Source organism: Paludibaculum fermentans (assembly GCF_051172195.1).
GTDB classification, from domain to species: Bacteria; Acidobacteriota; Terriglobia; order Bryobacterales; family Bryobacteraceae; genus Paludibaculum; species Paludibaculum fermentans_A.
Genome location: NZ_JBPJAQ010000001.1, coordinates 983,301 through 1,008,318, shown reverse-complemented (window position 1 = coordinate 1,008,318; position 25,018 = coordinate 983,301). Strand labels below are relative to the sequence as shown.

General features: G+C 57.5%; 19 protein-coding genes. 12 read left to right on the top strand and 7 right to left on the bottom strand.

Translation table 11 applies throughout. The features are described from left to right. The first annotated feature begins 33 nt into the window (after positions 1-33). From ACR9Y2_RS04175 to ACR9Y2_RS04120, 12 genes are all read left to right on the top strand, one after another. Entirely contained in the window at positions 34-1,059 is a 1,026-nt protein-coding gene (locus tag ACR9Y2_RS04175; protein WP_435039796.1) for a glycosyltransferase family 2 protein, read from the top strand. A 131-nt stretch (positions 1,060-1,190) separates the two neighbouring features. After that, positions 1,191-2,411, top strand: a complete 1,221-nt coding sequence (locus tag ACR9Y2_RS04170) for a glycosyltransferase family 4 protein (protein ID WP_435039795.1) — start codon at positions 1,191-1,193, stop codon at positions 2,409-2,411. A 139-nt stretch (positions 2,412-2,550) separates the two neighbouring features. Continuing rightward, on the top strand, positions 2,551-3,951 hold the full coding sequence (locus tag ACR9Y2_RS04165; RefSeq protein ID WP_435039794.1) for an O-antigen ligase family protein: 1,401 nt from the start codon (positions 2,551-2,553) through the stop codon (positions 3,949-3,951). A gap of 547 nt (positions 3,952-4,498) precedes the next feature. Next, entirely contained in the window at positions 4,499-6,271 is a 1,773-nt protein-coding gene (locus tag ACR9Y2_RS04160) for a hypothetical protein (protein ID WP_435039793.1), read from the top strand. A 185-nt stretch (positions 6,272-6,456) separates the two neighbouring features. Continuing rightward, positions 6,457-7,527, top strand: a complete 1,071-nt coding sequence (locus tag ACR9Y2_RS04155) for an NAD-dependent epimerase/dehydratase family protein (protein WP_435039792.1) — start codon at positions 6,457-6,459, stop codon at positions 7,525-7,527. Positions 7,528-7,531: 4 nt separating this feature from the next. Further along, complete coding sequence (locus ACR9Y2_RS04150) at positions 7,532-8,671, top strand: Gfo/Idh/MocA family protein (protein ID WP_435039791.1); 1,140 nt, start codon at positions 7,532-7,534, stop codon at positions 8,669-8,671. A gap of 2 nt (positions 8,672-8,673) precedes the next feature. Then, complete coding sequence (locus ACR9Y2_RS04145) at positions 8,674-9,786, top strand: glycosyltransferase family 4 protein (protein WP_435044818.1); 1,113 nt, start codon at positions 8,674-8,676, stop codon at positions 9,784-9,786. A 214-nt stretch (positions 9,787-10,000) separates the two neighbouring features. Continuing rightward, on the top strand, positions 10,001-11,518 hold the full coding sequence (locus tag ACR9Y2_RS04140) for a Wzz/FepE/Etk N-terminal domain-containing protein (RefSeq protein ID WP_435039790.1): 1,518 nt from the start codon (positions 10,001-10,003) through the stop codon (positions 11,516-11,518). Between the two features lie 805 nt (positions 11,519-12,323). Then, on the top strand, positions 12,324-13,151 hold the full coding sequence (locus ACR9Y2_RS04135) for a CpsD/CapB family tyrosine-protein kinase (protein ID WP_435039789.1): 828 nt from the start codon (positions 12,324-12,326) through the stop codon (positions 13,149-13,151). A gap of 32 nt (positions 13,152-13,183) precedes the next feature. Beyond that, the gene (locus ACR9Y2_RS04130) at positions 13,184-15,304 is read left to right on the top strand and encodes a glycosyltransferase (protein ID WP_435039788.1); all 2,121 of its coding nucleotides are present in this window, start codon (positions 13,184-13,186) and stop codon (positions 15,302-15,304) included. Between the two features lie 7 nt (positions 15,305-15,311). Then, positions 15,312-16,352: a lipid II:glycine glycyltransferase FemX gene (locus ACR9Y2_RS04125; RefSeq protein ID WP_435039787.1), complete on the top strand. Its 1,041-nt coding sequence runs from the start codon at positions 15,312-15,314 to the stop codon at positions 16,350-16,352. A gap of 10 nt (positions 16,353-16,362) precedes the next feature. Further along, positions 16,363-16,611, top strand: a complete 249-nt coding sequence (locus tag ACR9Y2_RS04120) for a hypothetical protein (RefSeq protein ID WP_435039786.1) — start codon at positions 16,363-16,365, stop codon at positions 16,609-16,611. Positions 16,612-16,768: 157 nt separating this feature from the next. On the opposite strand, the gene ACR9Y2_RS04115 is transcribed toward ACR9Y2_RS04120, so the two are convergent. From ACR9Y2_RS04115 to ACR9Y2_RS04085, 7 genes are all read right to left on the bottom strand, one after another. Further along, positions 16,769-17,410 carry a VPDSG-CTERM sorting domain-containing protein gene (locus ACR9Y2_RS04115; protein ID WP_435039785.1) on the bottom strand — a complete coding sequence of 214 codons (642 nt, stop codon included), beginning with the start codon at positions 17,408-17,410 and terminating at the stop codon, positions 16,769-16,771. A 433-nt stretch (positions 17,411-17,843) separates the two neighbouring features. After that, positions 17,844-20,006 (bottom strand): tetratricopeptide repeat protein, encoded by a 2,163-nt coding sequence (locus tag ACR9Y2_RS04110; protein ID WP_435039784.1) that lies wholly within the window; start codon positions 20,004-20,006, stop codon positions 17,844-17,846. A gap of 454 nt (positions 20,007-20,460) precedes the next feature. Further along, a complete protein-coding gene (locus tag ACR9Y2_RS04105) occupies positions 20,461-20,970 on the bottom strand; it encodes a hypothetical protein (protein WP_435039783.1) in 510 nt (169 codons plus the stop codon). A 157-nt stretch (positions 20,971-21,127) separates the two neighbouring features. Further along, entirely contained in the window at positions 21,128-22,279 is a 1,152-nt protein-coding gene (locus ACR9Y2_RS04100; RefSeq protein WP_435039782.1) for a VanZ family protein, read from the bottom strand. 42 nt (positions 22,280-22,321) lie between these two features. Beyond that, on the bottom strand, positions 22,322-23,335 hold the full coding sequence (locus tag ACR9Y2_RS04095) for a hypothetical protein (protein WP_435039781.1): 1,014 nt from the start codon (positions 23,333-23,335) through the stop codon (positions 22,322-22,324). Positions 23,336-24,283: 948 nt separating this feature from the next. Beyond that, positions 24,284-24,655, bottom strand: a complete 372-nt coding sequence (locus ACR9Y2_RS04090) for a hypothetical protein (protein ID WP_435039780.1) — start codon at positions 24,653-24,655, stop codon at positions 24,284-24,286. A 12-nt stretch (positions 24,656-24,667) separates the two neighbouring features. Beyond that, positions 24,668-24,820, bottom strand: coding sequence for a hypothetical protein (locus ACR9Y2_RS04085; protein ID WP_435039779.1), 153 nt, complete (start codon positions 24,818-24,820; stop codon positions 24,668-24,670). Between the last annotated feature and the right edge of the window lie 198 nt (positions 24,821-25,018).

Sequence of the window (25,018 nt, the reverse complement as noted above, 5' to 3'; positions counted from 1 at the left end):
GTGAATGATCGCTAACAAGCGGGCTGCTTACTCATGAAACCATTAGTCTCGATACTGATTCCTGCGTTTAATGCGGAGGCTTGGATTGCTGATGCGATCAAATCAGCAATTGCGCAATCATGGTCACGAAAAGAAATCATAATCGTCGACGACGGGTCGAGTGATTGCACTTTGACTATTGCGCGAAGGTTTGAATCCGACTCCATCCACGTTGTCACACAGACCAATAGAGGAGCTGCCGCGGCCAGAAACACTGCTCTGTCTCGGAGCCGGGGGAATTATATACAGTGGTTGGACGCTGACGACCTGATGGCGCCTGACAAGATCGCACGACAATTGGAGTACGCGATGTCTCTGGGGGTAGACGCGCGGGCGGTGCTCTCTTGTGCCTGGGGGCATTTCTTGTACCGGCCGCAGGCAGCGAATTTCGTTCCAACCCCACTCTGGTGCGATCTAACCCCCCTCGAGTGGTTTCTGCGTCGGATGGAGTACTCCGTATTCATGGCAAACGCTAATTGGCTCGTAAGCCGCGAACTGACGCAGGCAGTCGGACCTTGGGACACTCGCCTAACGTTAGATGACGACGGTGAATACTTCGGTCGTATTCTCATGGCGAGTAGCGGCACGCGCTTTGTCCCTGAAGCGAAGGTATTTTACCGTCGAACTGGCCCAACGTCCCTGAGTTATCTAGGGTGTTCCGGGGAAAAACTGTCGTCGCGTTTCCTCGCTATTGAATTACAGACTAGATATGCTCGATCACTAGAAGATAGCCTTCGGGTCCGCACGGCATGCGTGAAATTCTTACAAGACTCTCTAGTGACCTCCAATCTCGGGAAGCCACACTTGGATGAGCGTGCAGTGCAATTGGCGGCAACATTAGGAGGACGCCTGATCCAGCCGAAGGTGTCTTGGAAGTATGCGTGGATTCAGCAATTGTTTGGCCGGCCTGCGGCCAGGCAAGCACAGCTCTTAATGCAAACGTATAAATGGACACTGAAGAGATCCTGGGATAATGCATTATCATGCTGTGATACGAAATGGCGCGATGTTTGGCAATGATCACGAATCCGTATGGGAGTGAAGTAATTGATCTGCAGGAAAGAAAGGCCTTGTCGGTGATTGGCTTAGAACCTATTGTTCCGTGATATAATGGCTGCCAAAGAGCGTTGCGATGTAGTTGTTGGATGTAGATGACATGGCATTGTCAATCAATGCGAATACTGAATATTACGAACCAAGTTCCTTACCCGCCGATGTCTGGCGCTACACTTCGTGTCTATAATATCCTTCGTAGAATAGCCAGAAAGAATCAGGTGTATGTGGCTGCCTTCAGAGATACAGATAGCGAGCCTGAAGGGGCTGATCATTTACGGAGATTCTGCCAGGAGGTAGTGACGGTCAAACGCAAAACCCTGAGAGACTCAATGCATTTGGGCGTCGCTTTCGCGTCCCTATTGCAGGGCGACCCCCCTGAGCTCAGATTGGTGTTTTGTAAGGAGCTGGCGCAGGAGATTCGAAGACTCGCCGAGCAGATAGAGTTCGACGTCATTGTAATTGACCACGGCAGTATGGGAATGTATGTGGATGCATTACCTGAGCATCTGCGCAAGCGAGCGGTTTGGATATTGCATGATATTGACTTCGAGAAATTCAAACAAATTGCGCGTATCGAGCAAGATAAGGTAGCGAAGGCGCGCGCATGGGTACACGCCGCGACAATGCGACGATGGCAGCCCGCGTTCGCCAGCCGCTTTGGTGCATGTGTGGTGATGTCTGAGGCTGATCGACGGTTGCTCTTGTTGACAAATGCTGACCTCAGCGTTGCGGTGTCACCAAACGGCGTAGATACAGAGTATTGCCGCCCGTTGCCAGGCAATGGTGATTCCAATGAGATGCTTCTCATTGGTAACATGGCGTACCAGCCAAACATAGATGCTGCGGTGTACTTCTGTAAAGAGGTGTTGCCACTCATTCGAAAGGATGTGGCCGATGCGAAGGCGCGTATCGTCGGGATTAACGCTGGGGCAACTGTGAGAGGATTGGAGGGTAACGGCATATTCGTCACAGGAGGAGTGCCGGAGGTAGAGCCATATTACAAAAAGGCGAAAGTCTGTGTGGTTCCGCTACGAGCAGGCAGCGGAACACGGTTGAAAGTTCTTGAGGCCATGGCTTTTGGCAGGCCAGTGGTCTCAACATCAATAGGCTGCGAGGGTTTGGGCGTAGTTGATGGTGAGCATATTCTATTGGCCGATGGCAGCAAGCGGTTTGCCGAGCAGAGCATTAAGCTGTTGACGCAGAATGAGTTGCGGATGAGGATTGCGTCAAGCGCTAGGCAATTTGTTGTTGCCTCATATGACTGGAACATAATCGCTGATAAATTAATGGTCGATTTGGAAGGACTGATGGGGTAGCGGTTAGATTAGGGAAGCTTTCGTCCAATAGACAAAGAGTAGGCTTCGCTGGGCAGGGAATGTCACTGGGATTCCTTACACCTTACTCCGATTGCCTGAGCCTCACCCGAAAGTGAGACGGTAGCCGTCAAGCAAATTAATGCCTCCCCTGATTGCCCTCGTGATGTGCACGGCTTTTGTGCTTGTGCTCCTGCGCGTGGAGTTGTTGTCGTGCCGGCACGTCTCCGGCGCCTTCTGGATTCCCACACTCTGGATGTTATCTATCAGCAGCAAATCGTTGGCCCTGTGGTCTGGCGTAACTGGCGAAGGCGAATCAGGCAGCCCGCTGGACCGCCTGATCCTAACTGGTTTGGGCGTTGTGGGGTGTGTTGTGCTGGCCAAGCGCCGGCTTCGTTGGGCGGCTGCATTGAGTCAGCACGGCTGGCTGTTGGCCTTGTTGTTCTACATGCTCATCAGCACGCTCTGGTCGGACATGACCTTAATCGCCCTCAAACGCTGGATGCGTGAGACGATTGTCGTGATTATGGCGATGATCGTAATATCGGAGGCGGATCCGCGTCAGGCACTCGAATGCTTGCTTCGCCGTTCCGCTTACATCCTTATACCGTACTCACTGATGCTTCTAAAGTATTACCCGTCGCTCGGACGCGACTATGCGCGCTGGTCCGGCATGACGATGTGGTCCGGCGTCACGCCCAGCAAGAACACGTTAGGTTGCCTCTGTCTGATCAGCAGTTTGTTTTTATTCTGGGCACTCTTCCGCCGCTGGCGGGAGCCGTCTTTGCTGGGTGGGCGCTCTGTTTCATGCGCCGACGCTTCTGTGCTTCTCATCGCTCTTTATCTGCTCAAGGGGCCAGGGCGCGGCTACTCGGCCACTTCTATTGGCTGCCTTGTTTTAGGAATTGCGACTTTCCTTGGTCTGCGCTTGGCTAGGAAGGTGCGGATGCGGTTGCCTCAATGGGCACTTCTGGCCCTGGTTATCCTCTTGATCAGTCTTGGAGTTGCCACTCCTTTCCTAGGAGGTTCGAATCTCGCCACCTTCACGTCAGCATTTGGACGTGATGAGACGTTCACGGGTAGGACGTGGATTTGGGAAGCATTGATGCCAGAGGTCTGGAAGCATGCACTCTTCGGTCAGGGGTTCCAGAGTTTCTGGACCGGCGAGCGACGGGAGATGTATTTTTCGGTGCCTCACGCGCACAACGGGTATCTCGACATTGTGCTGGAATTGGGTTTCGTAGGGCTTGCTCTAGCTACTATTTGGCTTCTCTCCTGTGTGCGAAAACTACATCGGGCGCTCGAAGAGGATTACGACTGGGCCAGTTTGGCGCTCTCATTAGTGTTCGTGATCGTGGTCTACAACTTCACAGAGACTACTCTCAATCGATTGGCATGGCACGCGACTGCGGTGATAACCATTGCGGCATTCGCTGTGCCCTATGATATGGGCCGAGCCGTTGTCAAGGGCCGTCTGGGCAACTCGGTAGGAAGACCTCATCGCGCATGGTTCGGCTCGAGAGAACAATCTGAAACCGTATGACTGCCTTTGAGGCAACGTAAGCGACGCCTGTATCGTGACAGCAACGTTGGCCGCGATTGTCTGTGGCCTGCAGTGTTGCGTTTGACCTCCCGAATCAGGTGATGATGAATTCAGGTGAATGCTCTTGGTCTGTTGGTAGTCATTCTGTGGAGTGCTTAACGTTCGGGTAGCCGCATGACGCCAGCGGTGTGGTACGCGAACGCACGTTCGTTTGTTCCTAGTGAGTAGAGCGGAATTGGCGCATGGAATGGTCTGAAGGAGAATCGTCCGGCCGATATCATCAGAGATAAGGGTTCGACGCTCGATGCCACCGACTGGATGGCGGTTGGTGATCACTGAGATCTGCTTCTAGTGATTGAGTGTGGCTGGGTGAGGCTACATTGCGCAACCGGTGAGCATTTTGCCCCGTGCCAGCTAAGCTGATCCGCCTATTACGCTAACGCTGCCGGCCGCCGAAGTAAAAGATTGAGGCGTCGGCTGTGAGGAACCCAGTGAACTGGGCACAAGGCGCAAGGATCGTTGTGAAGATATGCTACAGGAGACGCCAATGATCATCGCCGGGACCCCTGCCACCATCCGGACTCTGCTTCTGCTCGGTGCCGCCTTTACCTTGCCGTGCTCTGCCGTCGCCGCCACATATTGGGTCGCCCCGAACGGAGCGGCAGTCTGGGCCAGTTGCCGGAGCGCTAGCCCAATGGCTGGTGCCTCCGCCTGTTCCCTCGCGACCGCAAATGCGGGGGTGTCGCCTGGAGATACAGTCTATTTACGGGGCGGCATTTACAACACCCATATCTTCCCGCGTCTTTCCGGGTCTGACGCGGCCAACCGAATCACCTATGCGGCCCACGGAACAGAGATCCCAGTCATCAACAATACGGGAACTATCTACGCCACTTATTATCACGGAATTGCCTTAATCGGTCGTAGCTATATCAAGGTAAGTGGTGTGACCGTTTCAATGAACGGCGGACGGTTAATGATGATAACGAACGGCGCATCTTACAACGAAATTGTCAACTGCACTCTGGATGGGAATGGTGGTTTTAGCACCATTCAGATGTGGGATGGGGACAGCACTGACGTCGGGGTGCAGCCATCAGTCACCCATAACTGGATTCACGGCTGCACCATAAAAAATACCGGGAAAGTGGATGCTACGTGTGATGATACAGGCGGTATGCAGTTGGGTGTTCCTGGTCACGACAAGGATTCCAACTACAACACTATTGAGAATAACACATTCTTCAGTGGAGGACATCACAATTTAGAAACCTTCACTAAGTATAATGTCATTCGCGGGAATTTTTTCCACTTCGAAGGCAGCATGGCTCCTCCCGTGGGTGGTTGTCTTTTCGGTCTAGATTCAAATGGGTTATATGGAAACAGAAATCTGCAGATATACGACGGTTACGGTGAAGATAAATTCAATCTCATAGAGCAAAATCGATTTGGTACCTCCGGGCCGCCACCCGATGACGATGGGGGGGATGGGCTAACAATTACTGCCGCGCGTAACCTTATCCGATATAATGCAATTTACAATTCCCAAAATAACGGTGTTATGTTTAAATCTGGATATTTGTCGTTAGCGGACAATAATCGATTTGTAAACAACACCGTATACAAAGTCGGAAGGTACCGCAACACCGCGGCGAACTGGCAAGGGTGGGGATTTCGGTGGTACGGCTCCTACGCCCGCGCTGGGAACGTGATCAAAAATAATATCTTCTTCATGCACGGAGGCACGGCAGATTTCGGAGGTGGATCCGCAATGATCTACAGCGACAACGTCGTCGCATCCAACTCTTGCACGGAAGCCCGAGCCGGAGCGTGCGCTGTAGTTGGTGACCCAAAGTTCATTAATCCCGATGTGACGGATCCCGCCAGCGCGACCCTCCCCAATCTCGGTTTACAGTCGTCATCCCCGGCTATCGACGCCGGGACTAATTTAACACAGGCAGTGGGCGCGGGTGGAACGAGCAGGACGCTAGTAGTACAGGACGCGATGTATTTCCAGGACGGTACCTGGGGATCGGACTTGGCGCGTGGCGTCACCTTCTTCCCCGACTGGATTGCCATCGGAACCGTGTCGAATGTAGTTCAGATATCCGGTGTGAACTACGCAACCAATACAATAACCCTGGCATCGCCAATTTCGTGGGCTGATGGGGCGAAGATTTGGCTCTACAAAAAATCTGATGGGGCTGTAGTCCTTGCAGGTGCCGCCCCTGATATCGGGGCGAGCGAGTTTGGGACGAATTCAGCTTCTCCGCTCAGTGGGGTCATCCCGCCAACCGGTCTCCGGACAACGGTGCATTGATACTCATTAGCCTCTCCTGGTGACGAACCCGGCTCGGCTTGGACTCTCACCGGTGTCCTGGCCAAACCTATTCCACGCGGCGTTTAGGTACTCGTAGGTACTCGTGCTCGCGCGCGACGCTGCTGACTGCCGCTTCGCACAAGGCTTGCAACAGCATTTTACAAAGCTCTCAACTAGGACTCAGAATGCCCGCCATCTCCTGTGAGCGAAGTTTCGAAGAAAAGTGGATTGTGGACAGAACGGCCCCTGTCCTGGTTACCGGGGCCGCCGGCTTCGTTGGCTCGAGAGTAGTTGCCTCACTGTTGCGTTTTGGTTTTGAACGAATTCTTTGTTCTGTGAGGCCCTCTAGTGATCTAAGCTTGCTGCACGCGGCGATGCCAGTGGATCTCTCGCAGCGTTGCCAAGTAATAGAGGCAAACCTTCTTTCGCGGGATGAATGTCGCAAAGCGACTGCCGGTGCTGAAGTTGTCTACCACCTCGTCGCCGGGCGTGGGAAGTCTTACCCGTCTTGCTTCCAAGGATCGGCTATTACGACTCGGAACCTCCTGGATGCGGTGGTCGAACACCGGCGGGTCAAACGCTTCGTAAACGTTAGCTCATTCGCGGTCTACTCAAGATTTCGCAGTAGGCGGGGATCGGTGTGGGATGAAAGTTGCCCGCTTGAGGACAACACTGGCAAACGTTACGATGCCTATGCATACGGGAAGATAAAGCAGGATGAACTTGTGCGGGCCTACGGCGACCGATTCGGGATTCCGTTTACTATTGTGAGACCAGGAATTGTATTTGGTCCTGGAAAGAGAGCAATTCCCGGCTTTGTCGGCATGGACACATTCGGCTTCTTCATGCATTTGGGCGGTGCGGGACGCGTCCCGCTGACCTATGTGGAGAACTGCGCGGATGCCATCGTCTTCGCGGGCTTAGTGTGCGGGGTGGAAGGCGAAGTTTTCAACGTTGTGGACGACGAACTGCCCACTAGCCGGGCTTTCCTGAGCGAGTATAAACGGAAGGTGAGAAGATTTTGGTCGGTGCCGATTCCGTACCCTGTTGCGTACGCCCTCTGTGCTTGGTGGGAATCGTATGCCACGCAGTCCCGGGGACAATTGCCTCCCGTCTTCAACCGCCGTATGTGTGCGTTTGCCTGGAAAGGACACGACTACTCAAATCAGAAGCTCAAGGAGCGATTGGGCTGGCAATGTCGAGTGCCGATGAAGGAAGCACTGAGTCGCTACTTCGAGTACCAAAGAAATGCCTGAAGCAATGAAGACACGAGTTGCAATTATCGGCTGCGGCATGATCGCTGATCAGCATGCGGATCAACTGCGATACTTGAAGGGCTGCGAACTGGTCGCGGCCTGCGACTCGGACGAGTTGATGGGGTTGCAACTGGCCGAGCGATTTCGCATCCCCCGCGTCTACACCGATGCGGCTGAGATGCTTCGTGCCGGTGGGATTGATGCTGTCCATATCACCACACCAGCTCAGTCCCATTTCTCGCTTGGGCGCATGTGCTTGGATGCTGGATGCCATGTCTATCTTGAAAAGCCATTTACGGTGAACTCCACCGAGGCTGAAGAATTGCTTGAAATGGCAAGCAATGCACGATTGCGCGTAACGGTGGGGCACAACCTCCAGTTCAGTCCGGAGACATTGCGCTTCCGCCAAGTCGTCAACGAGGGATTCCTCGGTGGGCCGCCCGTTCATGTGGAGTGCATCCAGTGCTACTCGCATGATGATCCGACATATGGCAAAGCGGTCCTCGCGGATCCAACCCATTGGGTGCGTCGTCTGCCTGGCTCGTTGCTTCAGAATCTCATCAGCCACGGGGTTTCGAAAGTGGCTGAATTCCTCGACGGAAATTCGCCCGAGATCTTATCGTTCGGCTTCTCCAGCCCATACCTGGTCCAACACAATTGCTCGGACATCTTGGATGAAGTGCGAGTGGTGCTTCGGGATGAACGTGGAACGACGGCCTTCTTCCTATTTACCACCCAGTTTGGCGCTGCCTCGCAGGAACTCCGACTCTTCGGGAGAGCGGGCACCTTGGTGCTCGACAACACTTACCGTACGGTGCTCCGCATTCGTCCTTCTCAGCACAAGAGCTACCTGCGTTACTTCCTCGCGCCTTTGACGCAGGCACGAGAGCAAGCGCGCAACACTCTCGTGAGTCTGCGGCAATTTGCCCGAAAGGAGTTTCAAATGGACTACGGAATGAGGAAGCTGATGGAACTCTTCTATACTGCAATTCGGGAAGGCGGACCTGACCCAATTCCATCGGCTGAGATCCTTCGGACCGCCCGAATCATGGACACCATCTTCGATCAAGTGACAGCACGTCAAGCACCAACCTCAATAAGGTTAGTTGATGGCATCCGTGGTAATGATCGGCTTAGGTCGTGAAGATGGACCGTCTCATAATAAGTGACATCCCGACACCCTGGCGCGAACCTGTGTTTGAACGCGTGAACAACCAACTCGAGAGTGGCGTTCCGGTCGTGTATTTTCACAACAACGAGACGCGCCGTCTCTGGACATTTAAAATGGGAAACCATCCCAAGACAATTCTAAAAGCGATTAGGCTCACTCTAGGCGGTGGTGAGCGCTTTTTTAACCCTGGGATTATTTCCTTCTTGGTACGACGGCGTCCGCGCGTGGTGCTGATTACTGCCTCAATCAAAGATCCTAGCGCATGGGTGGCCATGGCCCTGTGTCAGTTGCTGGGAACAAAAGTGGCTCTTCTAGCCGACACGTGGCAGGGGCGAGATCGGGATATCAGTCGCCTCCAGCGATGGGCCCGGAGGATCGTCTACAACAGGTTTGGCGACGCCTATGTTGGCGCCAGCCTCCAGACACTGACGATGTTCAGGCACTATAACCGCGGCATCAGGAACGAGCAGTGTTTTCTCAGTCATTTGGTGGCGGACAACGACTATTTCGAAACCCGGCTCGCAGGCCAACAGATAGGCCGCAGTTTCGATGTCATGTTCTCCGGCCGCATCGTAGATGTGAAGAATCCCATCTTCTTTGCTGAAGTGTGCGCGGGAATCAAAGCCCGATTGGGAAGATGTCACGTGCTTATTATCGGAGAGGGTGAGGAAGCCCTAAAAGCCCGCATGAAGCATATCTTTCGGCAACACGGCGTCTCCTTCGAATTCGCCGGGTTTATTCCACACGCTGCCCTGCCGGATTACTATGTCCAGAGCCGCCTCCTACTTCTCCCCACTTCGGCCGATTGTTGGGGCGTGGTGATTAACGAAGCGATGATTGCGGGCACACCCGTGATCACGACGGAATGGACCGCCGCTGCAGGCGAACTGGTCCTGCACGACCTCAATGGCTATGTCCTACCTCTCGAGGTGAACGCTTGGATTGCGGCTGCAAGCGATTTGCTCACCAACCTGTCGAAGTGGGAAGTATTCTCTCAGTGCGCCCACCGAACAGTGAGGGAGTTCAATTACGATAAAGCAGCCCGAGGCATCCTGGATGCTTTCGCCTATTTGAACGGACCAGCTTAATCGACATTCTCTCCATCATTCCTCTCAACTACTGCAATGTAGGGCATGCATTCAGGATGTGACATTTGGCCATCTAGCTGAGTGCAGGTATTGGCGGTTGTATAGGAATCAAGAGTTGCTTTAACGCGCAGTTCGACCGCGCAGGTATCACTAGATAGTAAAAACTGTCGACTGAGATACTCAACCCGCGCGTCCAACCCCTGGAAATCACAATATGGATGACGACAAATTTAGCGAAAAAGAAAACAATCCGAACGAACTGATCGGCCCACTCCTTGGCATGATCGCCAGGTATCGTTGGTGGATTATTGCCAGCGCCTTCATCGTCCCGCTCGCGGCCATCGCGGCAGCCTTCCTCCTCCCGGATCGCTACACCTCGGAAGCGGCGCTCGTGGTCGTCCAGCAACAGGTTTCCCAACGCTATGTCGATCCCATGAATACGACCAGTAGCGCGGATGTCGTTAGAGGTATGAAGCGGGAGATTCTTTCTGGTCCGAGATTGATGTCGATCATCGATGCCTTCGGCCTGTACCCGAAGCTCAAGGCAACCCGATCACCGGATCAACTCGTCGAACAGATGCGAAAAGACGTTGATATCGAGCCGTTGGACCAGATTGCGGGACGCAGCGAATTCACCGCCTTCAAGGTCGCATACACTGCTGATAGTCCCCGCTTGGCTCAGGAAGTGACCAGTCGCCTCACCTTCCTCTTCATTGAGGTCAACATGAAGGAGCGAGGGAGCCAAGCTTCCACCACCACCAGATTCCTCGCTGAACAACTATCGGCCGCCAAGCAACGCCTGGACCAGCAGGAGAAGCTCCTCACCGACTTCAAGACGAGGTATGCCAGTGACTCGCCGGAACAAAGCCAGGCCAACCTGGGCATGCTCACTGACCTGCGTATTCAGTTGCAGAACACCATGTCCAACCAGAGCCGGGCGCAGCAATTACGCCTCTCTCTGGAAACAGCGCTGAACGGAAATCTTGCTCGCCTCCAGTCGGATAGGTCCACCCTTTTGACGCGCTATACCGACAAGCATCCCGAAATCCTCAAGAAGGACCAGGAGATAGAAAGAGTCCAGGCTCTGCTGACTCACCTCAGAACTGGTTCGTCTGGGACGCCCAAGCCACAGGACCAAGCAGTGATAGAGGACCCCTTCGTAGCCCAATTGAAAGGGCAAGTCGAAGCTAACTGGGGCGAAGCGCAGAATCTGAATCGGGAAGAGCAGCGTCTGCGATCCGATATAGCTGCGTACCAGGGCCGCCTGAAGTTGTCACCTGTTCGGGAGCAACAGTTGGCCGGACTGCTTCGGGACTACGAACTGTACAAGCAGGACTACACGGACCTTCAGAACAAACAACTTCGTTCTCAGATGACCGCCAACTTGGAGGAGCAGCAACCTGGTCAGAACTTCAAGCTCGTCGATCCACCCACGTTGCCTTCCATTCCTTCTAGCCCCAAGCGCCTCAAGATCAGTCTTGGTGGTGCCGGCGCTGGATTGGGCTTCGGGTTCGCCTTGGCTCTCCTGATGGAACTCCGCAACCGCTCTTATCATACCGAGAAGGAAGTGCAGCACCATCTGGGGGCTCCCTTGATTGTGGGAATTCCCGTGCTCAGCACCACGATCGAGCAGCGCTCCGCCAAACGCAGAAAGGCCTTCGAGTGGGTGGCTGCTTCGTTCATGTTCGCCATCGTCGCCGCCGCCGAGTACTACGTCTATCTGCGCGGTTAAGCAACCCCGCCCCACCAGCGCATCCTTATATATGATTGCCGGCGGCCGCAAATCAGCCAAGGTGTCCCTCCCCGTACGGCGGTCACACGCAATTGGAATTATTTCGCGCTTGAAAACAAAGACATTAGGCCGTTCATGGGCAAAAGTGACTTGCACCCGTCGAGTAGACTCCTCGCAGGAGATGATTGTAATGACGATAGGGAAGCGAAGCGCGAACAGATCGGCCACGGGCCGAAGGCGGAGCGCCAGACGCGCCGCGTGTGTTGTGGGAACGGAGCCAACCCAGCCGTATTCCGCTCCTGCTGGGGGAACAGAGCCAATCCAGCCGAATTCCGCTCCTGCTGTAGAAACGAAGCCAAACCAGCAACATTCCACTCCTGCGGCAGAAACGAAGCCAAACCAGCAACATTCCACTCCTGCGGCAGAAACGAAGCCAACGCACCAGGATTCTGTTCCTGCAGTGGAAACGAAGCCAGTCCAGCCGGATTCCACTCCTGCGGTAGGAACAAAGCCAACGCACCCGGATTCTGCTCCTGCGGCAGAAACGAAGCCAGCCCAGCCAGATTCCACTCCTACGGCAGGAACAAAGCCAATCCCGCGATTTTCCACTCCTGCGGTAGCAACAAAGCCAACTCAGACAGCATTTCACCACTGTGACGGGAACAAACCTATTCTTGGGCAACCTCGAAGTCCCGGTCTGCACCGCCTAATACCCGCCCCTCGGGGAAGATGGGCCACACCTCCGGCTCCGCTTGCGCCATCAGCCCCACCGAGTCGATATTGAGTCAAAGTAGAAGAGTCAACTGTGTCTAGTCAGAAACCTAACCTGAATGTCAGCGAAGTCCTGGAGGAACTCCAGCGCATCGTCGGCGATCCCCCCGCGCCCGAGCCGGTTGAACTTCCGGCCGCCGCCCCCGCCGATCCCCTCGCTGCCGCCCCCGTCGAGACCATCACGGTCCTCCCCGCCAGCCGCATCGTCATGTTCTCCGAACCGCGCAGCCCCGGGGCCGACCGCTTCCGCCTCCTGCGCATGCGCCTCCGCGAACTTCGCGGCCTGGTCAAACTTCAGACCCTGGCCATCACCAGCCCCCTGCCACAGGACGGCAAGTCCACCGTCGCCCTCAACCTCGCCACCACACTGGCAGAGGGCGGCAAACGCACTGTGCTCCTCGTCGAAGCGGACCTCCATCGCCCCAGCCTCGCCCATTCACTCGGTGTCGCTGCCCGTCCCGGCTTATCCGAATGCCTGGAGAGCGGCCTCAACCCTCTCGCGGCAATCTCCCGCATCGAGCCCCTCGGCTGGTATCTCCTCCAGGCTGGCACGCCCGAGGCCAACCCGACTGAACTGCTCCAGGCGGCCCCCTTCCCGGGGATCCTCGAACAACTCGCCCCTCACTTCGACTGGATCCTCTTCGACACTCCCCCAGTGGCTCCTCTCACCGATGCCTTGTCCGTGGCTCGCTACGTGGACGCGACTCTCCTCGTCATCCGCGCCAGTCGCACCCCCTGCTCGGCCGTCGACGATGCCTTGGCCCTCCTCGGACCCAAGCGCGTCGCCGCCATTGTCCTCAACGCCGCCGAAGGCCTCAATAAGCTCTACGACAAATACTCCAGCTACTACGGCTCCAAATAGCCGCACGGACCACCTCCCTCGCGGCTCCCCTCATGACAACCCTCTTCAACCGGGTCTACTACACCCTGAAACCGGTCATCCCACGTCGTGTCAGCCTCGCTGCCCGTCGCTGGTGGTCCTCACGCCTCCGCGCCGCAAACTCTTCTGCATGGCCAATCGACGTGAACGCCGGCGCCACACCCCCGGGCTGGCCCGGGTGGCCGGACGGCAAACGCTTCGCCTTCGTCCTCACCCACGACGTCGAAGGGACCAAGGGGCTGGAACGCTGTCAGCGCCTCATGGAGCTCGACGCCCGCTACGGCTTCCGCTCCGCCTTCAACTTCGTTCCTGAAGAGGAGTATCGAGTCTCTGATGCGCTCCGTCAGCAGCTCACTGACTCGGGCTTCGAGGTTGGCGTTCATGGCCTGGGTCACGAGGGCAAACTCTATTTCTCCAAGTCCGGCTTCCAGGCCAAAGCAGCCCGCATTCACAGCTATCTGGAAAGGTGGAACGCCTCCGGCTTCCGCTCTCCTCTCATGCAGCACAACCTCGCGTGGCTGCACCAACTCGGAGCCGAATACGATTCGTCCACCTTCGACACCGACCCCTTCGAGCCCGAACCCGACGGGGTCAGCACCATCTTCCCCTTCTGGGTCGCGGGCCCTGCTGGCACTGGTTTCGTGGAACTGCCCTATACCTTGGCCCAGGACCACACCTTGTTCACTGTTCTGCGCGAACCAGGCATCGACATCTGGAAGCGTAAGTTGGATTGGATCGCTGCCCGTGGCGGCATGGCTCTTCTCAATACCCACCCCGACTACATGTCATTTGACGGGGCCCCGGCTTGGGATGAGTTCCCCGTCTCCCATTACGAAGACCTCCTGCGCTACGTCCGCGACCGGTACGATGGCGCAGTCTGGTCCGCTCTGCCCCGCGATGTCGCGCGCTTCTACACCTCTGCCCTGCCGCGGGGCGCCCGCAACTCGCGCCGCAAGATCTGTATGGTCACTTACAGCAACTATGAGAGTGCCAACCGGGTCCGCCGCTATGCCGAAGCATTGGCCTGCCGCGGCGATCAGGTCGAGGTCATCTCCCTCAGCACCGGCGACACCCCTCTCGGTGAGGATGAAATCAATGGCGTCCGGGTCTTCCGCATCCAGCGCCGCCGCCACGACGAGCGCGGCAAGTGGACCTATGCTCTCCGCCTCGCGCGCTTCCTGCTGGCCGCTTCCCTTCTGCTCTTCCGCCGCCATCGTCAACTCCGCTACGACCTCATCCATATCCACAACATCCCCGACTTCATGGTCTTCGCCGCCTGGTATCCCAAGTGGACCGGCGTCAAGGTCATCCTCGATATCCACGACATCGTCCCCGAACTCTTCGCAAACAAGTTCAAAGCCCGCTCTGGTGCCCTCTACTTCCGCCTCCTGAAGTTCGTCGAAAAGGTATCCACCGCCTTCGCCGATCACGTCATCATCGCCAATCACATCTGGTTCGACAGGATCACGGGCCGCTCCGTGCCTTCCTCCAAATGCGGCGTCTTCCTCAACCATGTGGATCCGGCTATCTTCTTCCGCCGCACCCGCACCCGCACAGACTCCAAGTTCGTCCTCCTCTTTCACGGCACCTTCCAGTGGCATCAGGGACTCGAGATCGCCGTGGAGGCCTTGGCCAAAATCAGGGAGACAGCTCCGCACGTCGAGCTTCATCTCTACGGCGGCGGAGGCGGTGCCGATGCGGTCACCCACCTCTCTCAACTCGCTGATCGCCTGGGCCTCAACGGCTCCGTCAAGTTCTGCGGCACCGTCCCCCTGCACGAGATCCCTCAGGTCATCGCCAATGCCGATCTCGGCATCGTCCCCAAACGGGCCGACTCCTTCGGCAATGAAGCCTGCAGCACGAAGATCATGGAGTTCATGTCCCAGGGCATCCCCGTCGTGGCCTCCCGCACCAGGATAGACACCTACTACCACGACGACAGGACCGTCCGGTTCTTCACCTCCGGAGACAGCCAGGCTATGGCCGAAGCCGTACTCGACATCATCCGCAATCCCCCACTCGGCGAGGCTCTCGCCAAAGCGGGACTCCAATACGTCGAGGAGAACTCCTGGGATAAGAGGAAGCAGGAGTATCTGGCCCTCGTCGACTCCCTCACCACCGAAGTGTTCTCCTGAAGTGCCCTTGCCCCCGGTCCTCGAACTCGATCCGCTCACCGATCCGCGCTGGCCGGCGCTCGTAAACCAGCATCCCTCCGCCTCTGTCTTTCACTCCCGTGGCTGGCTCGACGCCCTTCGGAGCACCTACGGCTACACCCCCTCCGTCCTCACAACCTCCAAACCAGGTGATCCTCTCGCAAACGCCCTCGTCTTTTGCCGCGTCGATAGCTGGCTCACGGGCCGCCGCCTGATCTCACTCCCGTTCTCCGACTTCTGTGAACCTCTGGCCGCTACAAGCGGGGACTTGGCGCCCCTCTTCGCGGCCCTTCAGCACCTGGCCGCAACTGAGCACCACAAGTACCTCGAACTCCGGCCGCTGACCGCTCTCGCTGCCACTCCGCCCGGCCTCCAGGTCAGCCAGACGTTCTACCACCATGTGCTCGACCTCGGGGCGGGAGCCGATTCGGTATACCGCCAGCTCCACAGGGACTGCATTCAGCGCAAGATTCGCCGCGCTGCCCAGGAAGGCGTCGTCCTGAACGAGGGAACTACTTCCGCCGACCTCGGCCACTTCCACCGTCTTCTGCTTCAGACGCGCCGCCGGCACGGCGTCCCCCCACAGCCGCTGGCCTGGTTCCAGAACCTCACTGGCGCTCTCGGCGAGGCTGCGGTCATTCGCCTGGCCTGCAAGGACGGCCAACCCGTCGCTGCCATCTTCACGGCAATTCACGGGAACACCCTCTATTACAAGTACGGAGCCTCCGATGCCCGCTTCCACCCTCTCGGGGCCATGCCCTTCCTCTTCTGGCACGCAATACAGGACGCCATCCAGCGCGGACTCGAATTCCTCGACCTGGGCCGCACCGATTGCGACAACCCCGGCCTGATTCGGTTCAAGGAGCACCTGGGCGCCGCCCGATCCACCATCTCCTACTGGCGTGCTCCGTCCTCGGTCACCTCCGCCGGTTCCACCTGGACCTCCCGCTGGATCCACACTGCCTGCACCCATCTGCCCGACCGCGCTCTAGACGCGCTGGGTTCTTTGCTATACCGCCACGTCGCCTGATCGGAATGCCATGCCGGATACTGACCTGCAACTTTGGGATTTTGCGGACGCGCCGGATGCGCTCCGCGAACTGATTCCCACGCCTTACGCGGGTGGGACAGTGGTCATCGTGCTGCCTGGGGGCGCGGCCGAAATCGTAGACTACCTCATGGCGCGTTGGACCCTACTGGGACTCGCCGTTGTGCGCTACGAAAGAGAAGACGGCAGCATTGTCCTGGCTGGCCCGGAACTACCGCTGTCTCCCGCCCCGGTCGTGTAGCCCCCAACAGGCCCGCGCCAACTCAAACTCGTTCTGGACCTCCTCAGTGCCGTGCTGACCCTCTCGCTCGGCGAAGACCCCAGGTTGGCGTGCGCAAACAGCAAAAAGGGCCGGAGTGATCCGGCCCTTTTTTGCGATCTGGAACAGGATTGGTAGGTTACGCGCGGAACTTCCGGCGAAGTGTCGTGAGGCCCATCAAGGCACTTCCGAGGAGGACGAGAGTGGTACCACCGTCTGGGACGGTAGCACTCCCGCTGAAGGCCGTACTGGCTGCATTACCCGCCAGATACGTCAGATTCTTCGCAGGGACAAATTGGAAAGTGACTACAATGGAGCCGGCCTTGCTGGCGAGGTACTGAAGCCCCGCATTCGCGCCGGAGTAACTATCGTAGTCTACATTGAGGATACCGCTGACGTTCAGGTTGCCACTCGTTCCATAGGTACTGATGTCAATCCACTTGATCGTCCCAGTAAGGAAGTCTAATGGGGTGGCCCAAATCGTATACGTTCCCGACCCAGTCACCGGCGCAGTCTGCAGATTAGGAACCGATGAGTCGATCGCCCCGATAGTGAAATTACCGCCGATGTCCTGCTGCAAACCAACCAGAGAACCTAACCCGGCGGCGGCGGCAACAATGTGTGAGTCTGCAACACCGACGGCCCCAAAATGGAAGCCATTGCTTCCATCGAAGATCAAGTTTTCCGAATTGCTCACAAAACTGTAGGTGTCGGCGTACGCCAACGAGCCAAACACGAAACAGAACACGGCGAGTAGAAGCACTCGTGTTGAGTTTTTCATAGAACCTCCGCTCTCTTCTAGGCAATCAAAGGACCAGAACGAAAAATGCCTCGTAAGCTATTGGTTGCAGAGGTATTGCGCCGGGAGTGGTCATCTGGAGGGGATCCTACCCCTCGAGCAGCGGGCAGCAGGCAACAGACGCAAGGCATTGAAACCTCAAGACTTGGAATGATCTTTGCAAACAACCCAGCCCCGCTTCGAAGGTTTGTCTGGGAAAAGTATCGGCCCCGGATCGTCGGCTCTTCTTACACCCCATCAATCCTGAGACGGCGGCATGCAAGCTGAAGGTGTAGAAGGGTTTGCAACGAACAGGGCAAGGATGCGCATCCATGAGCTGTCGGAATTGCTTACAACCGCGCCACATCCCCTACTCAAGCCCAGGCAGCACTCCCCGACATTCGACCGGGGCCGGCACCTGAAAGCCGCCTGTGATCTACCGGGCTCCACTCGAGGCCTTCTTCAAGGCCTCTCTCGCCGGTTCCGCATACTGGAAGTTCGGGTCATTGAGCGCCACCTGTAGTGATTCCTTGGCGTTACGCATGTTCCGAGACGCAAGGTAAGCCAGACCCAGGTGGTAGTGGTAGGTCGGATTCTTCGGCGCAAGCTGGGCGGCCTGCTTGAACTGCGTGGTCGCCAGATCGTTCATCCCGCGCTTGTAGTAGGCCCATCCCAACGTATCCGCCACGTTTGGGGATCGCGGCAGCTTCTGCTTTGCTTCCTGGGCTAGCGCCAGGGCGGAGTTCGCATCTCCACCGTGCTCCAGGTAAATGTAGGCGAGTTGATTCGCCAGGATGGGGGAGTCCGGATCCGCCTTCCGGCCTTGCTCATAGACCTTCTTTGCCTCTTCCCAATTGTGCTCCCGCTCGTAGAGCGTTCCCAGCAGCAGGTAGCTATTCAGGTTCTTGGGCTCGGCCTCGATCGATCTCCGAGCTTCCTCTTTCGCCGGTTCGGTGGCCTTCTTCGCCAGCAGCACATAGGCCAGCAGCAGGTGCCCGGCTTTCAACTTGGCATCCAGCTTGAGACCCTCGCGAATGCTCTCCTCCGCCTTCGGCAAGTCGCCCGCCGCATAGGTCGCCAGCGCGTAGACGAACCGCAGGCCCGCATTCTGCGGCTGCTGCTGCACCAGAGGCAGAATCCGCTGAACCATCTCCAGGCTCTTCCCCTGGGCGATTCTGAGGCTCAACAGGATGCTCAGCAGCGGCAGGGAGGCTGGATCTCGCTTCAGGCCGTCCAGCAGTAGCGTTTCCGCCTGCTTCCAATCACCCTTCGCCAGGAAGGACTGGGCCCGCGTGGCACTCGCCGGAACGGAATTCGGATTCGATTCCAACACGCTGGCTGTCAGGCGGAGCGCCGTCTCCTGATCTCCGCTCGCCACCGCCATGCCTGCCAGCGCCACCGCTGCGTCCGTCATCCGAGGCTCCAGTTCCAACGCCTTCGCGAAGGAGTCCCGGGCTTGTTTCGTCAATCCCAGCGCTGCTTGGGCGGTACCCAGCAGATAGTGAATCGGCGCCGCCTTCGGTTGCGCGGTCACGGCCTTTTGCAGGGAGGTCGCCGCTTCCTGGTTCTGGCCCTGCGCCAGTAGAATGCGTCCCCGCGCGTAGTGCGACAGCGGGTCGTTCGGATTCGCCTCCAGAATGCCCTGATTCAGGGTCTCGGCTTCCTTCCACCTCTTCTGCTCAATCAGGTTCTCAATCAGGTGCCGCTTGACGACGACGTCCTTCGGTTTCGCGGCCATCAAGCTTTGGAACTCGGCAATCGCCTTATCCCGCTGGCCGCTGGAGGCGTAGTAGGCGCCAAGGGAGAGGTAGGCCACGGGAACGTCCGGTGCGACCGACTTCAGTTCCTTCAACTGCTTCTCGCATTCCTCCGGCTTGCCCAGTATCGCGTACACCCGAGCCAGCAACAGGCGCGGCGGCACCGCCTTCCTGTCGAGATTCACGGCATTCCACGCCTCGGTTTCAGCCTCCGGCTTGCGCTGGGAAATCAGGAACTGCGCCAGGTCCATATGCGCCACCAGGGACTTGGGATTCGCGCCCACGGCCCGCCGGAAGACCGCCTCCGCCTCAGCCGGCTTCCCGGAGGCAAAGTGGATCGTGCCTAGCGCGCTGTAGAATTGAACTTCTCTCGGGGCCAGCTCAATCGCTTTTTCCAGTTCGGCGACCGCATCCGGCAGCTCGCCCTTCGCCGCGTGCTTCTGGCCAAGTACGGCGTGCGCCATACCGTTCTTCGGGTCGGTCTTGATCACCTTCGCGAGCACGACAGTCGCCTTATCGTACTCACGGCGCGCGACAAGCAAGCTCGCCAACTTCAACTGGGCGTCAAGATTCGCGGGAGTGAGCGCAACCGCGTCCGTCATCTCCCGGAATGCCGCCTCCGGATTGTTCAACGCCAGGTAAGTGAGCCCGAGCTGGTAGTGGGCTTCCCCCGATTTCGGGTCCAGCTGCACCGCATTTCGGAACTGGATCACGGCTTCCTGGTATTTCCCGGACTTGTAGGCCTTGTCGCCGTTACTCAGATACTTGAGCTTCTGGGCATTGGGATCGTTGGAGCAGCTCGCCAGCAGGATTGAGGCCAGCACCAGTAGCAATAGAAGCACGGATCTGAAGCCGCGGCTTGGGATTTCATTCATTTGGGGAGTGGCGTGGGTCACTCCGGGCTTGCCGCGAAGCACTGCCGGGGTCTGCTGGGCGCTGATCAATGGAACACCTCTAGGGCCTGGACGACCGAAAGAAAGTTCGACCTGTAACAGAGGATCGAACTATTCGTATGGCCTACTATAATCCCGCGCGAGATGGCACGTCCAGACGAAAACCTGTGACTTCTGCTGAGGCTGGTACTGCTGGTACAAACTACAAACGACTGTACTTGTGCGCCCGAAGGTCCCGATCACACTGATAGACATTCGCCTTGGGCTGGCAAGCGTCTGATTTTACCCCAAAATTAAGACGATTCCGAATTGGAAGCGGAGGTTTGCAGAGAGCGATGTCTGGTGTGGCAGTGCGCCAACTGACGGGTGGAATCTGGAACGGAATGCCAGGCAGGGTGCTGCTTTACGGGTAAGGCACAACCGCGGGCGCTTCGTTCGAGTAGATACTCGCAGTGTTGCTGCCGTCTATTGCGGTCACCACATAATAATAGGTTTGTCCCGCCTGAACCGAAGTGTCCGTGTAGGTGACCCCAGCGACAGCCGTTGTGAACAAAGGGGTATAAGGGCCCCCAGGAACCGTTCCACGATGCACTATGTAGCCAACAACCCCGGTTGAGGTGGACGCCACCCAATCCAAGGTGACCGAATGGGGATTGCCGGTGACGCAAGTGCCTGTTACGGCGTTGATCACACGCTGCACGACGAGGACATTGCAAACCCCGGCACCCATGACGTTTGCCGTGCAGGCCGACGCCGGCCCGAGGCTCATCGTGACGGCCAAGTCGACGTCAGCCTTGCTGACCACTCCGTCAGCGTTCAGATCGCAGGCGTTGAGTTGCGCTGTTTGAGCTGATACGGCGGCTGTGTACAGCAGGAAGCCGACCATGAGGATTGTGCGCTGATTTCTATACATTACCTGGACTCCTGCTGACCGATCAGACTTCCGATCCGGCAACATCTTGCTGGAGCGAAGCCGGTTTTGCTCCGCAGGATGGCACTTCTAGTTATTCCATCGACCCAACCATGAGCATTCCTCATAGGCTATTCCCCTCAGCAGCAGAAGAAAAGGCCTATAGTCTAGAAAACCCCGCCTGCTGCCGTCCGCCTTCAATTCTTTTCATCCAGATCATGTATATTGTGGCGCCTATGCAAGTACCCAGCGTATTTGTCAGAACATCCGTGAGGTCGGAATTCCGTGTGGGCAGGTAGCCCTGCAGCAATTCTATGGTCATACTGACCAGGAACCCGCCCGCCACCGCCCACGCCCACACCCGCCTGACTTGACCGAAAGCGGCGAGCAAAGCACTCAATGCAAAGCCGAAGGGAGCGAAACCGGCAATGTTGATGACGATGTCCTCGAAGTAGCCGTAGTGGATCTCAAAGGCCGTATGCGGCGATTCGAGCCAGGTTCTGTGAATGGTCCGATACGTATCAGGTATGTTCAGATTCACGCCAAGCGCGCCGTGATCGCGCACAGTGCTGCCGCGCTTCTCGTCAAACAAGTACAAGATGTCCGGTTTCCCGCCGTCAATCTTGCCGGGCCGCCCGCCTGATCTCCAGGCTTGGAAGCTCATCAGGACAGCTTCCGGGGCCAGTTCTCGGCGGTAGATGGCGAGTCCTCGGATGTCTCCTTGCCAGTTGGTGTGCCCTTTCGCGGGCTGACCAACGGCAAGCCGGCCAGAGCAGTCTCCGCGGATGGCCCGAGGCGACGATAGTTTTCTGGCCAGTACGCCATCCAGGTAGACAGCGGTGCCCCGTGCGCTGGTGACTACCGTAAGAAAGACCGGTTTTCCGTCGGAAAAGACATCGTTCACATAGGCCTGGTCCGGCCGGCCGCCGGCCGTCTCCCGATCCAGGCGCAGATCGGAAATCGACCGGTACAGCGCGAGGTCGCGGCCGCGGCCCGAATCATAGAAGGACAAAAGGGTCGCGACTTCTTCTCCGCCAGTGGGCCGCACCCACAACTCGATGCTGCAGGAGCCACTCTCATATGCTGGCAAAGCGGCCGAGCCCACCAGAACTCCGTGCCTCCCGAACTGGATACCCGGCCCATCCGGCAGCCAGGCGATGTCATTGTGAATCGGCCGGAAGGGCCACAAGCCAGCAATCGCGAATCCAACGAGGATCGCGATGCAAAGGGCCGTCGCAAAAGCCGGACGCCGCAACATGGCTGCCAGCCAGAGTTCCAGCGGGGTGACGGGAATCCTCCATCCAGACGGCATTCCCATTGGTCTGTGACTCTGTTGGTTCAGTGCAGTTCCTTCCTATTTACTCTCTGCCGGAATCGACGAGAATGAACCGGAGGGGTTGAAGCGTAAGCCGAGGAGTGCGATTTTGCCTCCGTTTACCTCCCGAAACTCCAGGGTGCCCCGGATCCCGGCGAGGTCCGGGTACCGGTCTGTCACGGCAAAGTACGAGTGGCCTCTCACCGCTAGCCTCAAGGTGTCATTCCGCACTTCCCGTCCCGAAGCATCCCGCACCGTAACGGCCACCTCTGCTGCCTGGTCATCGGAATCGTTCACCACGGCTATTCCCGAGGCAAAACCGGCAGTATGGTCATAGGGGAGGACAAACGAGCCCGGGCTACGCATCTCGACGGCCGTTACTGCTTCACTTTCCCGGCCGTCGGGCAACCTGTACCGGAATGTAGCTGATCCCACGACTCCCACCGGCGCCTGCAATCTCGCCCAACCAGCCATTAGCCCATCCGTCTGCGCGATCTCCGTTTCCACCACCGCCAACCCGTTGGCTGGAATCTGCATCTCGACGGAGGCTGAGTTGGTGGGGGCCAGGCCGAGTTCCGGCGAGAACGCCAGCGGCACGGCGAGTGGTGAGCCACCCCCGTCCCAAATGGTAAGCTTTGCCGATTGAGCGACCGAGGCGAGATTCAGAAGCGAGAACGTCGTCTTCCACCCGCCGCCGGTCGCTACCTGCGGAAAAACACCGGAGACCGGTCCTGACGCATTCGAACTGATGGTCAGGCTGCCATCTCTGTTCTCCAAGGGCACCGGGTTGCCGAACTGATCAGAAGCAATCAGGTTCCTGAGCCGCAGGGGGTAGACTCCAGCCGCGGTACCGGAGCTCACCATTGCATTAGCAGTGACGACTACACCGTCACCGATGAGATTCTGATTCATGCCCGCCGCCAAGAACCGTACCCTGCGAGTCGATAGCAGCGAGGTGTAAAGGTCCTTCTGCGCACTGAGGGCCCCGGTGCCGGCGTTCGCCGTCAACGTCAGGCCGAGATCGCAATCCAGGTCAAACTGAAGTGCCGACACGGGACTGCCGATAGATGTAAATCTAAAAATAAGGGGGACCATCGAGCCCGACGAAGTGCGGGCCGGATCAAGCGCCAACTCTCCACATTGACCCGCGACGTAGAAGAGGAACAGAGATACAATCCGCAGCATCTTCCATCGCATAGGTCTTGTCTGGAGCCAACGGCTGATTGTACTACGACGCGCTGAATTTGCGGTGTGAAGCCTTTGTGGATCGCGGACGCTGTAGGATTTGGCCCCACTCCGCGCTACATCGCCGCCCAGGTTGCGTCTGAATGGGTGAAGTCTGGACGCTCGAAGCCACATTACTTAGGTGCATCGAAACAGGAGGAGAAGATCTTGTATTCGAGCGAGAGCAATCCCACCGCCACCGAAGTCTTTCGTTTCCATGTCAAAGGGCTCCTGCGACACCCGTCACGGGGGACGGACTGCAATCCTGAAGGGAAAATAATACACTTAAAGAAGGTCAGGTGTGCACCGCCGCGATTCTCAGTAGTTGCCCTGGACCGGGGCATTCGGGGCTGCTGCAGGGGTGACCGTCTCCCACGGTCTCCACTGTGCCTGGCTGGAAGATCTGGAAGATCAGATACTTACGGAGCATAGGGCGCACCGCGATCTGCATCAACTTGTCGCTGCAAGGCAGCAGCCACCAACGTTCGTGTTGAGTGGGACACGTTAGACCTACGTCTTTCCTTCATCCCGTTCCGAGTAAGTTCTCTATATTGAGGCTTCGCGTCTGCGCCGATCGATGAGTGTGAGGAAAGATCTGATTAGCACATTCAAAGACGTGGCAAAAAGGTGGGGGCCGCTGTTTGTGCTGATCCTGATGCCATCTTTCGCTTCGACCCCGCAAGTATCATTGCTGATGTCGTCCGGTTCCACGCAAGCAGGTGGCAATCTCACTCTCGATCTGACTTTGTCCGCCGTAAGTGAGCAACCTGCGGGCCTTCAATGGACCCTCTCGTATTCGGCCTCGGATTTCTCATCACTCAACGTGGTGAACGGTCCTTCGGCCTCCAGTTCATCCAAGACACTGTCCTGCATCACCTCATCCGGCACCGTCACGTGCCTGCTGGCGGGATTGAACAGCAATACGATTCCCAATGGCATTGTTGCCTCTGTCGTTCTGACCCCGGCGTCGGGGACGAGTGTTTCCCGGCTGGTCCAAATCTCCGACACAATGGCTTCTTCCCTGGCTGGCCAGCTGCTGACTTCCGCCGGTGGGAGTGGAACCGTCACCATCACAGCGCCCGCCATACTCATCTCCTCTTTCACCTGCACTCCCGCGAGCATTACCGGCGCAGGTTCATCGCTCTGCACAGTGACCTTGAACTACTCCGCGCCTTCCGGTGGAACGATCGTCGCCTTATCCGACGACAACCCTGGCTTGACGATACCGGCCTCTGTCACGGTTCCAGCCGGTTCCAAGACGGTGACTTTCTCCGCTACCGCCGCCGCCATCACCTCAGTCAGCACTGCGAACATAAAGGCAACATTGGGAGGTGCTTCCGCGAGCTACGCGGTGAGCCTGGTTCCGCCGCCCCTGTTGTCTGGCCTGACGTGTACTGCCGCGAGCCTTGCCTCGGGCGCGAGTGCTAACTGCACGGCCACGCTCACCAAGGCAGCGCCCACAGGTGGAAGCACGGTTGCCATCAGCACCAACTCACTTCTATTGACCGTTCC

Coding starts and splice junctions, on each gene's coding strand:
- ACR9Y2_RS04115 (WP_435039785.1), bottom strand. CDS start 17,410: ATGAAAAACTCAACACGAGTGCTTCTACTCGCCGTGTTCTGTTTCGTG.
- ACR9Y2_RS04140 (WP_435039790.1), top strand. CDS start 10,001: ATGGATGACGACAAATTTAGCGAAAAAGAAAACAATCCGAACGAACTG.
- ACR9Y2_RS04085 (WP_435039779.1), bottom strand. CDS start 24,820: ATGTTCGCAGTGCTGACTGAGGTGATGGCGGCGGCGGTAGCGGAGAAA.
- ACR9Y2_RS04170 (WP_435039795.1), top strand. CDS start 1,191: ATGACATGGCATTGTCAATCAATGCGAATACTGAATATTACGAACCAA.
- ACR9Y2_RS04160 (WP_435039793.1), top strand. CDS start 4,499: ATGATCATCGCCGGGACCCCTGCCACCATCCGGACTCTGCTTCTGCTC.
- ACR9Y2_RS04145 (WP_435044818.1), top strand. CDS start 8,674: ATGGACCGTCTCATAATAAGTGACATCCCGACACCCTGGCGCGAACCT.
- ACR9Y2_RS04155 (WP_435039792.1), top strand. CDS start 6,457: ATGCCCGCCATCTCCTGTGAGCGAAGTTTCGAAGAAAAGTGGATTGTG.
- ACR9Y2_RS04150 (WP_435039791.1), top strand. CDS start 7,532: ATGAAGACACGAGTTGCAATTATCGGCTGCGGCATGATCGCTGATCAG.
- ACR9Y2_RS04130 (WP_435039788.1), top strand. CDS start 13,184: ATGACAACCCTCTTCAACCGGGTCTACTACACCCTGAAACCGGTCATC.
- ACR9Y2_RS04175 (WP_435039796.1), top strand. CDS start 34: ATGAAACCATTAGTCTCGATACTGATTCCTGCGTTTAATGCGGAGGCT.
- ACR9Y2_RS04105 (WP_435039783.1), bottom strand. CDS start 20,970: ATGTATAGAAATCAGCGCACAATCCTCATGGTCGGCTTCCTGCTGTAC.
- ACR9Y2_RS04165 (WP_435039794.1), top strand. CDS start 2,551: ATGCCTCCCCTGATTGCCCTCGTGATGTGCACGGCTTTTGTGCTTGTG.
- ACR9Y2_RS04120 (WP_435039786.1), top strand. CDS start 16,363: ATGCCGGATACTGACCTGCAACTTTGGGATTTTGCGGACGCGCCGGAT.
- ACR9Y2_RS04100 (WP_435039782.1), bottom strand. CDS start 22,279: ATGCCGTCTGGATGGAGGATTCCCGTCACCCCGCTGGAACTCTGGCTG.